Here is a 12,458-nt window from a genome sequence, read left to right on the forward strand (position 1 = left end):
CCCCAAAACGAAAAAAACGACCTGAATTCTCATAAGTAACTGTTGTAGTGATATAAAATTTTCGTTTTGGGATACTTCAAAATAGTAACTTGATAGACATGCGGCAGGACCCCTAATAGAAGCAAAAGAAATTCTTTAATTTTAATCCCTATATTTACCAACTATAACTGTAAAAGATGATATACTTATAAATACAAATAGTTAGGATAGCATCAGCAAACTAACCTCATTTACCCTACGTTGATGGTACCATTTTAAATATATTAATTAAAAGGATGCGAAATATGGAAAATTACGAATGTAAAAACAGAGAAAACATTTTAGAACAATTTAGTTTGACGACTCCCATTTTTCAAGCATTGGGTGATGTAAATCGACAACAAATTATCATGATTTTACTTAAAACCGATAGTTTAAATGTAACTCAAATAACAGAACAAATGTCAATTTCAAGACCTGCAGTATCCCATCATCTAAAAATATTAAAGCAGGCAGAATTGGTTAGACCAAATAAACACGGAAAAGAAGTATATTACTCTTTGACAACCAGCAATTTTTTAATTTATATGAAAGAATTAGTATCTGCTATTGAATCAGGATATTAATTTTTTATATAACGCGTTTATAAGTTTGAACTTGTAAACTCATGATTTACACATTCAACAAATAGGAGGATAAATGATGCAAAATCAAAGCTATTCAAACAAAATTTACTTTTTAATGCTATTGGTTCCTTTGTTTTGGGGTGGTTCATTTTCAACAGCTGAACATGTGGTAACAGAAATTCCACCTCTTGTAGCTGCTACTCTTCGTTTTGGTATAGCAGGTGTTATCCTTATGATTTATCTAACAGTAAAATCAGAATGGGATATGGGATCTTTAAAGAAAAGATGGAAGGGCTTATTACTCGTTTCGTTAACTGGTATTTTCGGATATAACGCACTTTTCTTTTTAGGCGTTCATTATACATCCGCGATAAATGGTTCATTAATCATTGCAACAATGCCAATCTTTGTTACACTAGGCTCCATCCTCTTTTTAAATGAAAAATGGAACAGTAAAGTCGGAATCAGTTTAGTTTTATCTTTAGTCGGTGTTATTATCGTTATTACCAAAGGTTCACTTGATATGTTACTCTCATTAGCATTTAATGTGGGGGATTTATTATTTATAGCAGCTCTAGCATGCGGTGTAATATATGGTCTAGTTGGTAAAGCTGTCATGAAAGATGTTTCACCATTATTTGCTACAACAATCATGACTGTTATAGGTTCTTTTTTTCTAGCAATTACTTCATTATTTGAAGGTGGTTGGGATGCGGTATCAAATATGTCTGAACAAAGCTGGTTAGAAATGTTTTATATGGTTGTATGCGGTACTCTAGTTGGATATATTATTTTCAATAAAGGTGTGAAGCAAATAGGGGCGAGTAAAGCTAGTATCTATCTCAACCTGACTCCTATCATTACAACTTTAATTTCCGTAGTATTCTATGGTTCAATCATGAGCTGGAAAGAAATAATCGGAATGATATTTGTATTAATCGGGGTATATATCGCAACTGCAAAAGCAACAAATCAAAGTAAGAAATTTGCCCTAAATGATTAAAGGGGTCCCGCCCCATCGCTATTAAGCTAACAAAACTAAATTTCCTTAAAATGAAAAAATACGCTATTCTTTCAGTAGAATCATAGGAAAGGATGGCGTTTTTTATGTCTGTTTCTGTGTCTGACGAATTACAACTATTGGCTCAAGAGATTCGAAGTTTTTTATCGCCAAATACCTTACGGGATCTTGCTAGAGATGTTGGTTTTGTACAAAGAACCAGTAAGTACCAAGCAAAAGATTTAGTAGCTTTATGTGTATGGGTGAGCCAAAATGTAGCTATGACTTCTTTAACCCAGTTATCTAGCTGTTTAGAATCATCAACAGAAGTACTCATCAGTCCTGAGGGACTGAATCAACGATTTAATAAGGCGGCCGTCCAACTTTTACAACGCCTACTAGCCGAACTACTAAGCAAAAAATTGGCTGCATCTATACCAATTTCTTGTCCATACACTTCTGTTTTCAAGCGTATTCGTATTTTAGATTCAACTGCATTTCAACTCCCAGATGTATTTTCATCGGTTTATCCAGGTGCAGGAGGATGCAGCCATACAGCTGGAATAAAAATTCAACTTGAGTATGATTTGTTAAGTGGACAGTTCCTACATATTCATACAGGTCCAGGTAAACAACATGATCGCACTTACGGCTCTCTGTGTGCCCCAACTTTGACGGCGAAGGATTTATGTATCCGAGATTTAGGTTATTTTCATTTAAAAGACCTTCAATATATACAAGATAAAGAGGCCTACTATATCTCTCGTATTAAGTCGAATACACGTATTTATCAAAAAAATCCTAACCCTGATTATTTTCAAGATGGAAGAATTAAGAAAGGTACAGAGTATATACAGATAGATATGGAGACGTTAATGAACTCTCTTCAACCAGGACAAACATGTGAAATAGCTGATGCTTATGTAGGTATGATTGATAAAGTATCAGCTCGTGTAATTGTTCACCGATTAACAAAACAACAGCAACAAAAACGATTACAAGATCAAGCTGTAAGAGAAAAAAAGAAAGGAATGAAGTATTCTCCTCGTAGTAAACGACTCAGTAGTATCAATGTGTATATGACAAACACCCCTACAGATATTGTCCCGATGGGACAGGTACATGACTGGTATTCTTTGCGTTGGCAAATCGAAATTTTATTTAAAACGTGGAAGTCGTTCTTTCAAATTCATCATTGTAAAAAGATAAAACCAGAACGATTGGAGTGCCATTTATATGGTCAATTGATTGCCATTCTACTCTGCTCTTCTATCATGTTTCAAATGCGCCAATTGCTCCTCATAAAGAAAAAACGAGAGCTTAGTGAGTATAAAGCCATATATATGATTAAAGACTATTTTCTTCTTCTATTCCAAACTATACAAAAAAACACCCAAGGGCTAGCAAAGGTGTTACTTCGCCTGTTCAATCTCCTACAGCAAAACGGGCGGAAGTCTCATCGATATGAGAAAAAAACGGTCTTTGATATATTAGGTGTCGTTTACAATTGTACCCTGTTTGATAATCAAGCTGCTTAATTCAAAAAAGTGAAACCCGTTAGGGTTTATTTCGTATGCAAACCTTTCAATCACCTACACTTGGCCTTTAGAAAAAAGAAACAATCTCGCCTAAAATTGACTTTGCATAAGCTTAGCTTGATAGCGATGTGGTGCTACCCCATTCCCATCAAGCTAATCAAGTAAATTACTAGATACGAAACGATCCTTGTTTCAAAACTAGCAAGTGATAAAAAAGTAGGCATGCTAAAGAAGCCTATTAAAAAGTGATTTTTTCGCTAGGCAGCTTGTCTATGCTTCACCGTCGTTTTATACACAATCCCTAGAATATCAAAGACGGTCATCTTCTTATGTCTATGACATTTACGACCGTTCTTTTTGAGCAGTTGATAAAGGCGATGCAGAATTTTTAAAAGTTCTTCTGTGCCAACGGCTATCGCTTGAAACAGTAACGGAAAGTAATCTTTAATCATATAAATCGCTTTGTATTCACTCAGTTCCTGCTTTTTCTTTTCAAGCAGAAACCGTCGCATTTGAAACATTGTAGGAGAACAAAGGAGAATGCCGATGAGTTGTCCATATAAATGACACTCTAGGCGTTCTCTTTTTATATTTTTACATTCATCAATTTCAAAGAATGACTTCCACGTTTTAAACAAAATTTCAATCTGCCAACGAAGTGAATATAATGAATGCACGTAGTTCGTCGATACTTCTTCTAGCGACGTGTTCGTGATATATACATTCATGCTCATTAAACGTTTACTTTTATCCTTCATGACAATGCCTTTCTTCTTTTCACGTATTGCTTGGTTTTTCAGACGTGTTTGCATTTGATCATCGGTTAAACGATGGATAATAACACGTGCTGGAAGTTTCTGATTTTGACCAATGTATGCTTTGGGGATTTCCATCGTTTCACCAGGGATTAGACCATCCAGCATTTGTGTCATATCAAGCTGGATGTATTCTGTTTGTTTTTTTAACGTACCATTGTTGAAGTATTCTGGTTCAGGGTTCTTGATATAAATGCGTGTATTCAACTTCAACCGCGAGATATAGTAAGCCTCTCTATCATGAATCGTTTGTAAGTCTCCTAAATCGAAGTAACCAAGATCACGTAAACACAAATCGTCCGCCTCTACGGTTTCAAGGCAGATGGTACCGTATGTTTTATCATTATTCTTTCCTGGTCCAAGCTGCACGTTAAGAAATTGGCCACTAAGTAAATCATATTCCAATTGGATTTTCACGCCTGCGGTATTACTACTCCCACCTGAACCTTGATAGTCAGTGGCGAATTGATCAGGTAGTTGAAACACTGTTGCATCTAGAATGCGGATACGATTGAAAGTAGAGATTATATGTGCAGAAAGTGAGTGATTTGAACAGAGTTTTTGTGTGAGAAGAGAAGTAAAGACTTCTCGAAGAAATGCGACAGCTGCTGGATTAAAGCGTTGATTCAGTCCTTCTGGACTCATGAGTGTAGCTGTATTTGCATAAAGCTGACTACATAATCGAGTGAGAGAATCACTTGCTACGTGTTGACTAATCCAAATACATAAAGCGGCCAAATCTCGTGCGCTATACTTACTTTTACGTTTTACGAAACCCGTCTCCTGTGCGAGCTGTTGAAGGATACTTGGAGATAGATATCGCTGTAGTTCTTCAGCGAATAAATGAAACTCATCTTGAATCGATAGATTCATACAAAAACGCCATCCTTTCTGTATATTTCTACAAAAAGCATAGCGTTTTTTTTATTATATGGATACAAATTTATCTTAGCTTGATAGCGATGGGGTCCCGCCAACATAACGCGAATTTCGTACGTTAAGGAATTATTAGATGTCTTTTTTGATATGAACCATCATAATACGATATCGATTAATAAAATAGATTATATAAATGATTTATTATACTTCCATGTACCCTAGCTGATATAATGTATAAGGCAATTATTGGTTAATTAAAGGTACATATATATTAGGAGGTACATAAGTCATGGAGCTAATAATTTCTTCATTTGTATTAGTGGTAATATTCTTTATTCTTTCGATATCTTTAAGTGGTAAAGGTCAGCGAATAGCAAAAGAAGTTTTAAAAGAGCTTATTAATGGTCCTGAGGGAAAAATGTTGGTAGGTTTTTTTGGAACTGGAGCAGTTATAGGATTAATTTTTGTCATTTGGCTTTTATTGAACTAAGCATTCCAGTTACTCAGGCTGATACAAGGTGCAAGAAAATTACTGGATAATTAAAGGTACATATATATTAGGGAGGTACATAAGTAATGATAGAAATAATCGCAGGATTAGTTTCACTAGTCGTACATTTTATTAGTTATCTCTTTTCAACAGGAGAAGACAAGAAAAAGGCAAAAGCAGATTTAAAAGAAGTTGTTAATGGTACTCATAGGAAAATATTGGTAGGATTTTTCGGAGGTGCGGCAGTTACAGGAATATTTGTAGTCATTTGGCTTTTATCAGAGTAAACCTTTCAGATATTTTAGCTTATATAACGTATAGTGCAGTTATTTGTTAATTAAGAAGAAAAGCATTAGAGAAAACAAGATATTAAATAATATATAAGGATCTCGCCATTTCTGTTGGATGGTGAGTTTTTTAATGTAAAAAAGCCTACTGTATTTCTATAAAAGTAGGTATCTGAGTTGATAGTTTTCGCAAATCACTTTGACTCATTAATTATTATCATTATAAAATAATATAAGGATATATTTTACTAGCAGTTATATGTTTAGGTATATCCTTTTTGTAATTATAAGGAAGAAATTCAAGTTAAGACTGAAACAATAAGTTAGGAAAACTAAACTGACGCAGCAGACAATGCAAAAACTCATGAAGGTCTGTCTATTGTTGAAGAAAAGAATTACTAAAAGAAAAAGGGGATAAGTTTAAAATGAATATTAATAAATCATTTAAGGGTATCGCAATAGCAGGATTAAGTGTTAGTTTCATGCTAGTAGGTTGTACATTAAATACATATGGACTTACACAGTCAGAGTATAGAAAAGTAGATAAGTATTATGATGCAGATAAAATGGTATCTGACCTAAAGAAATTGCACTATAGTGATGAACACATTGAAAACCAACTAAGAAACGCATTGTCTAGAATTGAGTATGAAAAGGGAAGTAAGGAAGACGAATCAAGTAGTAAAGAAAGTAAATCAAATGTATCAGACACAGAAGGTGAAAAGAAGGTAAAGGTATCTGAAGAAGATTACCCTTATCGTTTGACTGAACTACACTTAGAATTCCAGTATCATTTAAAAAAACTAGAAAAGAAAACTGATGAATTATTTACAGAAGAGGGTGTCTACATAGGTGAGATAGATTCCTTAATTAGTCACATTAGTTTGGACATAAACCGTTTTGAAAAAATCAAACCACCTAAAAAGTATGAAGACTACCAATTTTTAATACAAGAAGGGGTAGAAGAGATTAGAAAACACCTAATAAAAGTAGAAGATGCAGTTAGACAGTATGATGCCCGTAAGTATGATGGTGAATATGATAAGGATAAAGCAAAAGAAAGCATACAAAACGGTATGTTTGGGATAGATGATGGTGTTTCTAAATGGGAGACAGTATTTAATGGGATAAACGAGAAATACCCTGATGTAGAGCAAAAGGTAAAGGAAGAGAACCAGAAACATGCCAAAGAGGGTCATCGTGAGGAAGATTTAAATGACAAAGTTAGTGGTTCAGAAGTTGATAAATACAAAGCAGCCATCGTAGAAAATACAAATAAGATGGATGAAGTTATGAGACTGATACAAGATATAGGGCATTCGGATATAAAGGATTATGGGTCAAAGAAAAGTGAAATCCAATTGAGTTTGGATATGGCCAAAACACACGTAAGAGACATCAAATACCTTGAGGCACCTAAAGGGTTAGAAGTTGAACAAAAAAAGATAAAACAGGCAATGGATAATTACTGGAATGCTCTGCAATTACTCTCAGAGGCATTAGAAGAACAAAATGATAATAAGTTGGAACAGGCAGAAAACAAAGCAGAACAGGCAATGAAACTATTTAAAAAAGCAACTGAGAGTATTAAAAGTAAAACCAACTAATCATGAAAAGGGGCATATGGCGGTAGCCCTATTGCAAATTTACAAATAAAAAAGATAAGATCGGAGAGTAGGATCTTATCTTTTTACAAAGAGAAATATATTGCAAGATATCTTATTATTCAATTTCTTGTTTCCTCTAATGCTTTTCTTCTTGGTTAAACATCTATTGCGTCATAAGCAAATATGTACACTTGATTAGCCAATAGCTGCCTTATACGTTATATAGGCTAAAATAACTGAAAGGTTTACTCTGATAAAATCCAAATGACTACAAATATTCCTGAAACTGCTGCAGCTCCAAAAAAACCCAACAACATTTGTCCATCAGTTTCAGTCCAAAATTCTTTTAAATCTGCTTTTGTCTTTTTCCTATTTTCACCTGTTGAAAATAGATAACGAATAGAATATATAACTAGTAAAAAGAATGACATGATTATATCTATTATATCTAACATGGCTTATGTACCTCCCTAATATATGCGAACTATTAATTAGCCAATAATTGTCTTATACATTATATCAGCTAGGGTACATGTGAGTATAACAGATTATTTGTATAACTTATTTTTAAAATGGATATATTAAAAAAATATACCTAATAATTCCTTGGCGTACGAAATTCTTATTATGTTGGCAGGACCCCATCGCTATCAAGCTAAGAAAATATAACTACCCCCAGAACAAGATTTCATGTTTGGCATATGCAAATAATCTTTGCTTAATAACGGTTAAATCATAATTACTAAATTCCAATACCATTGGGCCGCCCCAATCACCATCAGATATATAGCCAGCTTTTTTTCCATCTATATATACCACTGCTTGTTGAAGTGGTTCACCCTCATGTCCACGTTTAATTGTGTAAGTCTTGATTTCAATCCCATTAATACTTGCCATTGTTATTCCCCCTGGTCTGCATGATTTAATTCTTAAATATCCGTCATACAATCTGTAAATAAATAGATTCAAATTTTTTGCGATCATTTATCGTTCCAGATAACTCAAATTTCATTAATACGGGTACGTTGTATTTATCAGAGATAACATCTGCACTCTTTGCAAACATGTCTCCCCAATTGCGATTGCCGCTTGCTGCAACGCCTCGTAAGTGCTTATAATTCTTAGTTAAGAAGTCTTCTACAAGTTGTGGCACTTGACCAAAACCTGTTGTGTAAGTAACGAGTATAAAATCTTCTTCAAGGAGTAAATTGTCAGTAATTTTTACTGACTTTATATTTGGTAATGATTTTATGAACCGTTCAACATTACTTGTCTTAGATGCAAATGCCACTAACATAAAAGTACCCCCTTGACTATTTTTTAAAGCAGAAAAGGGGCATATTCCAATTGAATATAACCCCATTTTGAAACTATAAAATTTGGTTTTTACCAAGGTCTTAATTACTGATAGTTAGTTGTTCATTTAAGTCTTCTATTATGGAATCTTTAGTTGATTACATCCCGACAGGAATAACAACTCCATATATAACCCCCTGAATTAACCCATCTGGATAATTCGGAGTATCTTTAACCCGTTCTAATAAAAATCCAGCAAACTCTTCAATTGTTTCATCATCTTGAGCGTAAAATTGAATATTTCCAAGAAGGACTAGTTCCGGAGTCTCTGGACTTTGTTGCATTGGCACTAGTTCCTTCATTAACGGTTGACGTATTTCTGGTAAGCAATAATCTAAAAATATGCCTATTGTCGAAATAACCATAGTATCCATGAAAGAAGTAATAATCAGATCTCCTTTCATTCCATAAACCCGAATTGCTGCAGCTATTTGACGATAATCTTCGCTATTCAAATACCCTTGAAATTCACCATTTAAATATAAACTAAATAACTCATTATTATTTTCAAACATATTATAATTCCTCCTAATTATCTTTAATAATATTTCTATCATCTTCATAATGACTTGCTGCTGCATCTGAAAATTGGTCCAACAGAAAGTGAATTTGTCTGTCTAGCAGAATAATATCGTCAAATACATGACTTCCAAAGTACATGCTAATTGATGTAATACTTTCAAAGTTAATACTCAATTCATATTGCCCTATCTTACTGTTGAAATAGAAAGTTGACTTTTGCTGCGTATTTTGGAATTTATGACGTACTTCTGTTTTTTCGAGAAGATTTCTTTCTTCAAGTTTCGGAGTGATAAAACGATATATTGCTTTAATGAGACTTGAAGAGAGTATTTCCATCATAAAAGTAAAAACTTCTGGATTCTTCTTGTAGATACGATTATAGGAATCTAAAAAAAGCATCGTTTTTGTAAATTCAATTTTGTTATTAGAGAACTTTTGAATTTCAGCATTTTCGTGAAGTGAACAGCTGTCCCAGTAAGTTTCATTTAGCAGCTCAATAAAATTATTCATCTTAACTCCCTCCATAATAAAAACTCCTCAAAATTGAGAAGTCTGTTCATTACGCATACATGCGTTTAATATTTTTTTACTGTGTTTCTAATCGAAATTCTTCGTAGTCATTTTTTAAAAGTAGGTATTGTTTTGAAATGATTTCTTGAATGTCTTCATGTGTTAGGTCCTGATTCTCAGTAAGAGCATCATTTTTTAATTCTGGCCATGTTTTACCGCATTGATCTAATACGAATTCATTAAAACTCATTCATTCTCTCCTTTCTAGACAATACAAAAAGCCCTTCAAGGATACTGGATAGTAAGAACCAATGCATTTAGCATTACATTCTTCTTTCAAGTAACCCGAAGGGCTTATGTGTATTGAGATTGATTTAAAAAATAAAAAAGGTGTATATAACAAATGATATCTCGAATTTCTGAAAATTTAAATTGATTATAAAGAATTCGTTTTAGAGTTTGATAAATATAATTTATAAGAAGTAAATATGAAAAAGTTAGAGAATTATCTTAGTTATTAAATAGATTCTGCCTATACTTTAAGTAGAGCCCAATTTATTAAATTTAAATAGTTTATATGTTCATATATAGAATTTTGAAGGGGGTATATTGTAAATGATTCCAACGTCAACATACGTGGCTAAATGGGTATTAGATGACTTAACACTTGCATCAAGACCAAATCAGGGGATCAAACTAAGTACATTTAAAAAATTAGAGAAACTTTATGTAGAATACAGAGAAATGATTGAGGGGGATACTAGCTTTGAAATCACACATTATTTGCTAGAGTTTATCAATCCGCATAATCTCTTTGTAGTAAGAGAGGGTTACTATATATTTGATAATAAAACGATGAAATTTATTAAAGTATCGGATGACATCCATTTTTCAAATCAAAGCTTAGCGTACTGTAATAATGGAGTTGCAGTGGATTTAATAAACGGAAAAATGCATTTTTTAGAAGGGCATTATTATAAAGTTAAGACCTCATATGTTGATTTATTAAAAGGAGAAACTATCCCTGTAATGGTACTAAGTCATTTAGATAATAATGTTGGAGTATCAGTTCCTTTGACAATGTTTAATGAGGAAAGAGCTTTTAAAATTTCAGAGAGTTATATAGTGTATCTTACCTCAAAGAATTGTAACACTGGGAGTGAATTTAGTGAAAAGGGAAACGTAATACGATTTCTAAAGCCTTCTATTGTGTAGTTAAGTATATATGTTAATTAAGTTCATAATGAATTTAAGAGGGTGAAAAAATTGTCTTTTGAAATGTATACAGCCTTTCGAGGTAAAGTAATTATCAAGGATGAATATAAAGAATTGGTGGAATTAATAAATACAGGAAGCTGGGAAGAAGCAGCTTTAAAGTTTCCATTTTTTAAAGAATATATAAAAGTTAATCAAAGTAAAGACATTCCATTTACAGCCCTTTCCGAACGAAAAAGCCCATTGCCTTTAGGCATGGGATGAAAGTGAGGTTGGATACGGAGTACCACTAAAAATCGCAAGGTTCGTGGTACTTTAAGTATCCAAAGTATAGGTAGTTTCTCTAGGTCTTTTTGTTGTAATTTTCTGATGATAAAAGATATATTGTAACGAGAATAAATGATTATAGAAGAACGGTTCAAAGTGTTTGAGAGAAAAATCTCCTCGTCTCATGCAGTTGCAAAGTTTATGGACACGTTCTCATTTTGTTTCTATTGCAGAAATGTATTAAATGAATGATGTTGAAAATCAAAAAACAAGGGGATGAAACGTATGCCACAGACCCTAACAGTGAAAGTGAAATTGATTTCAACAAAAGAACAAATCCGTTTATTAGAACAAAGTAGCCAAGAATATATCAAAGTCATAAATACACTTGTATCAGAAATGGTTGAAGCAAAGAAAAGTACGAAAAAAAGCACAAAAGATATCGAAGCAAATATCCCAAGTGCGGTGAAGAATCAAGCAATCAAAGACGCGAAAAGTTTGTTTGCTACAAAAGTAAAGAAAAGCAATTATAAAATCATTCCGATCTTAAAGAGGCCTGTTTGTATATGGAACAATCAAAATTATTCGTTTGACGCCACTCATATTTCAATCTCGTTTAAGGTAAATGGAAAGTCCACTCGTTTAAAGGTCCGCGCTTTATTAATCGATAAAAACAATCGCAACTTGAATTTGTTAAAACATAAGTTAGGTACACTTCGTATCACAAAGAAATCGAATAAATGGATTGCCAAAATATCTGTCACGCTTCCTACAAATGAAAAAGCAGGGACGAAGATTTTAGGAGTAGACTTAGGTCTCAAAGTCCCCGCGGTAGCAATCACAGATGATGATAAGATTCGTTTTTTTGGAAATGGTAGGCAAAACAAATGTAAGAAGCGTAAGTTTCGGTGTATTCGTAAGAAATTAGGAAAAGCCAAAAAAGTGAATGCGATTCGGCGATTGGATGATAAAGAACAAAGATGGATGCAAGATAAAGATCACAAAATAAGTCGTGAAATTATTAATTTTGCGATTGCAAATCATATTTCTGTCATTCGATTAGAACAATTAACGAATATAAGACAGACGGCAAGAACAAGCCGTAAAAACGAAAAAAACCTACACACTTGGTCATTCTATCGTTTGTCAAAATTTATTGAATATAAAGCGATATTAGCTGATATTCAGGTTGAATATGTGAATCCAGCGTATACAAGTCAAAGCTGTCCGAAATGCGCTGAAAAGAACAGGGCACAAGACAGAAAGTACAAGTGTCAATGTGGGTTTGAGACACACCGTGATATCGTTGGGGCGATGAATATTCGCTACGCAACTGTGATTGATGGTAACAGTCAATCAGCCTAAGC

15 protein-coding genes and 1 pseudogene are annotated in these 12,458 nt (G+C 33.4%); 9 read left to right on the forward strand and 7 right to left on the reverse strand.

All coding sequences use genetic code 11. The annotated features are described in order from the left end of the window. Positions 1-284: 284 nt before the first annotated feature. The 3 genes from ABH955_RS19465 to ABH955_RS19475 all read left to right on the forward strand — a co-directional run bounded on the left by ABH955_RS19465 (position 285) and on the right by ABH955_RS19475 (position 3,143). Positions 285-605 (forward strand): ArsR/SmtB family transcription factor, encoded by a 321-nt coding sequence (locus ABH955_RS19465; protein WP_098636681.1) that lies wholly within the window; start codon positions 285-287, stop codon positions 603-605. A gap of 76 nt (positions 606-681) precedes the next feature. Further along, on the forward strand, positions 682-1,608 hold the full coding sequence (locus ABH955_RS19470) for a DMT family transporter (protein ID WP_404458123.1): 927 nt from the start codon (positions 682-684) through the stop codon (positions 1,606-1,608). A 104-nt stretch (positions 1,609-1,712) separates the two neighbouring features. Next, the gene (locus ABH955_RS19475; RefSeq protein WP_404491523.1) at positions 1,713-3,143 is read left to right on the forward strand and encodes an IS4 family transposase; all 1,431 of its coding nucleotides are present in this window, start codon (positions 1,713-1,715) and stop codon (positions 3,141-3,143) included. A gap of 257 nt (positions 3,144-3,400) precedes the next feature. Here the strand turns inward: ABH955_RS19475 and ABH955_RS19480 are convergent, their stop codons facing one another. Then, on the reverse strand, positions 3,401-4,831 hold the full coding sequence (locus ABH955_RS19480; protein ID WP_404458229.1) for an IS4 family transposase: 1,431 nt from the start codon (positions 4,829-4,831) through the stop codon (positions 3,401-3,403). Positions 4,832-5,126: 295 nt separating this feature from the next. Here ABH955_RS19480 and ABH955_RS19485 point away from each other — a divergent pair, with 295 nt between their 5' ends. From ABH955_RS19485 to ABH955_RS19495, 3 genes are all read left to right on the forward strand, one after another. Continuing rightward, on the forward strand, positions 5,127-5,327 hold the full coding sequence (locus ABH955_RS19485; protein ID WP_088038035.1) for a hypothetical protein: 201 nt from the start codon (positions 5,127-5,129) through the stop codon (positions 5,325-5,327). Between the two features lie 86 nt (positions 5,328-5,413). Further along, positions 5,414-5,614 carry a hypothetical protein gene (locus ABH955_RS19490; RefSeq protein WP_404491524.1) on the forward strand — a complete coding sequence of 67 codons (201 nt, stop codon included), beginning with the start codon at positions 5,414-5,416 and terminating at the stop codon, positions 5,612-5,614. A gap of 425 nt (positions 5,615-6,039) precedes the next feature. Further along, entirely contained in the window at positions 6,040-7,221 is a 1,182-nt protein-coding gene (locus ABH955_RS19495) for a DUF7018 domain-containing (lipo)protein (protein WP_404458235.1), read from the forward strand. Between the two features lie 245 nt (positions 7,222-7,466). Here ABH955_RS19495 and ABH955_RS19500 read toward each other — a convergent pair whose 3' ends face one another. The 6 genes and pseudogenes from ABH955_RS19500 to ABH955_RS19525 form a co-directional block, all read right to left on the reverse strand. Then, a complete protein-coding gene (locus ABH955_RS19500; protein WP_404458268.1) occupies positions 7,467-7,667 on the reverse strand; it encodes a hypothetical protein in 201 nt (66 codons plus the stop codon). A 241-nt stretch (positions 7,668-7,908) separates the two neighbouring features. Next, a pseudogene (locus ABH955_RS19505) lies at positions 7,909-8,118 on the reverse strand (hypothetical protein); the annotation flags it as partial. Positions 8,119-8,161: 43 nt separating this feature from the next. After that, positions 8,162-8,518: a class Ib ribonucleoside-diphosphate reductase assembly flavoprotein NrdI gene (gene nrdI, locus ABH955_RS19510; RefSeq protein ID WP_404458238.1), complete on the reverse strand. Its 357-nt coding sequence runs from the start codon at positions 8,516-8,518 to the stop codon at positions 8,162-8,164. A gap of 157 nt (positions 8,519-8,675) precedes the next feature. Further along, positions 8,676-9,092 carry a hypothetical protein gene (locus ABH955_RS19515; RefSeq protein ID WP_404491526.1) on the reverse strand — a complete coding sequence of 139 codons (417 nt, stop codon included), beginning with the start codon at positions 9,090-9,092 and terminating at the stop codon, positions 8,676-8,678. 13 nt (positions 9,093-9,105) lie between these two features. Further along, positions 9,106-9,609 carry a hypothetical protein gene (locus ABH955_RS19520; RefSeq protein WP_404458271.1) on the reverse strand — a complete coding sequence of 168 codons (504 nt, stop codon included), beginning with the start codon at positions 9,607-9,609 and terminating at the stop codon, positions 9,106-9,108. A gap of 76 nt (positions 9,610-9,685) precedes the next feature. Beyond that, complete coding sequence (locus ABH955_RS19525; RefSeq protein WP_172796670.1) at positions 9,686-9,859, reverse strand: hypothetical protein; 174 nt, start codon at positions 9,857-9,859, stop codon at positions 9,686-9,688. 365 nt (positions 9,860-10,224) lie between these two features. Between ABH955_RS19525 and ABH955_RS19530 the strand changes: the two genes are divergently transcribed. The 3 genes from ABH955_RS19530 (at position 10,225) to ABH955_RS19540 (ending at position 12,456) form a co-directional block, all read left to right on the forward strand. Then, a complete protein-coding gene (locus tag ABH955_RS19530) occupies positions 10,225-10,824 on the forward strand; it encodes a hypothetical protein (RefSeq protein WP_404458244.1) in 600 nt (199 codons plus the stop codon). Positions 10,825-10,875: 51 nt separating this feature from the next. Further along, positions 10,876-11,088, forward strand: a complete 213-nt coding sequence (locus ABH955_RS19535; protein WP_404491613.1) for a hypothetical protein — start codon at positions 10,876-10,878, stop codon at positions 11,086-11,088. A 288-nt stretch (positions 11,089-11,376) separates the two neighbouring features. Beyond that, complete coding sequence (locus tag ABH955_RS19540) at positions 11,377-12,456, forward strand: RNA-guided endonuclease TnpB family protein (protein WP_404458247.1); 1,080 nt, start codon at positions 11,377-11,379, stop codon at positions 12,454-12,456. Positions 12,457-12,458: the final 2 nt, after the last annotated feature.

The organism is Bacillus sp. RC240, from assembly GCF_044907945.1.
Classification (GTDB): domain Bacteria; phylum Bacillota; class Bacilli; order Bacillales; family Bacillaceae_G; genus Bacillus_A; species Bacillus_A mycoides.

Excerpts from the sequence above, each read along its gene's own strand:
- ABH955_RS19530 (WP_404458244.1), top strand. The coding sequence starts at position 10,225 with ATGATTCCAACGTCAACATACGTGGCTAAATGGGTATTAGATGACTTA.
- ABH955_RS19490 (WP_404491524.1), top strand. The coding sequence starts at position 5,414 with ATGATAGAAATAATCGCAGGATTAGTTTCACTAGTCGTACATTTTATT.
- ABH955_RS19465 (WP_098636681.1), top strand. The coding sequence starts at position 285 with ATGGAAAATTACGAATGTAAAAACAGAGAAAACATTTTAGAACAATTT.
- ABH955_RS19540 (WP_404458247.1), top strand. The coding sequence starts at position 11,377 with ATGCCACAGACCCTAACAGTGAAAGTGAAATTGATTTCAACAAAAGAA.
- ABH955_RS19515 (WP_404491526.1), bottom strand. The coding sequence starts at position 9,092 with ATGTTTGAAAATAATAATGAGTTATTTAGTTTATATTTAAATGGTGAA.
- ABH955_RS19480 (WP_404458229.1), bottom strand. The coding sequence starts at position 4,831 with ATGAATCTATCGATTCAAGATGAGTTTCATTTATTCGCTGAAGAACTA.
- ABH955_RS19520 (WP_404458271.1), bottom strand. The coding sequence starts at position 9,609 with ATGAATAATTTTATTGAGCTGCTAAATGAAACTTACTGGGACAGCTGT.
- ABH955_RS19470 (WP_404458123.1), top strand. The coding sequence starts at position 682 with ATGCAAAATCAAAGCTATTCAAACAAAATTTACTTTTTAATGCTATTG.
- ABH955_RS19475 (WP_404491523.1), top strand. The coding sequence starts at position 1,713 with ATGTCTGTTTCTGTGTCTGACGAATTACAACTATTGGCTCAAGAGATT.
- ABH955_RS19525 (WP_172796670.1), bottom strand. The coding sequence starts at position 9,859 with ATGAGTTTTAATGAATTCGTATTAGATCAATGCGGTAAAACATGGCCA.
- ABH955_RS19495 (WP_404458235.1), top strand. The coding sequence starts at position 6,040 with ATGAATATTAATAAATCATTTAAGGGTATCGCAATAGCAGGATTAAGT.
- nrdI (WP_404458238.1), bottom strand. The coding sequence starts at position 8,518 with ATGTTAGTGGCATTTGCATCTAAGACAAGTAATGTTGAACGGTTCATA.
- ABH955_RS19485 (WP_088038035.1), top strand. The coding sequence starts at position 5,127 with ATGGAGCTAATAATTTCTTCATTTGTATTAGTGGTAATATTCTTTATT.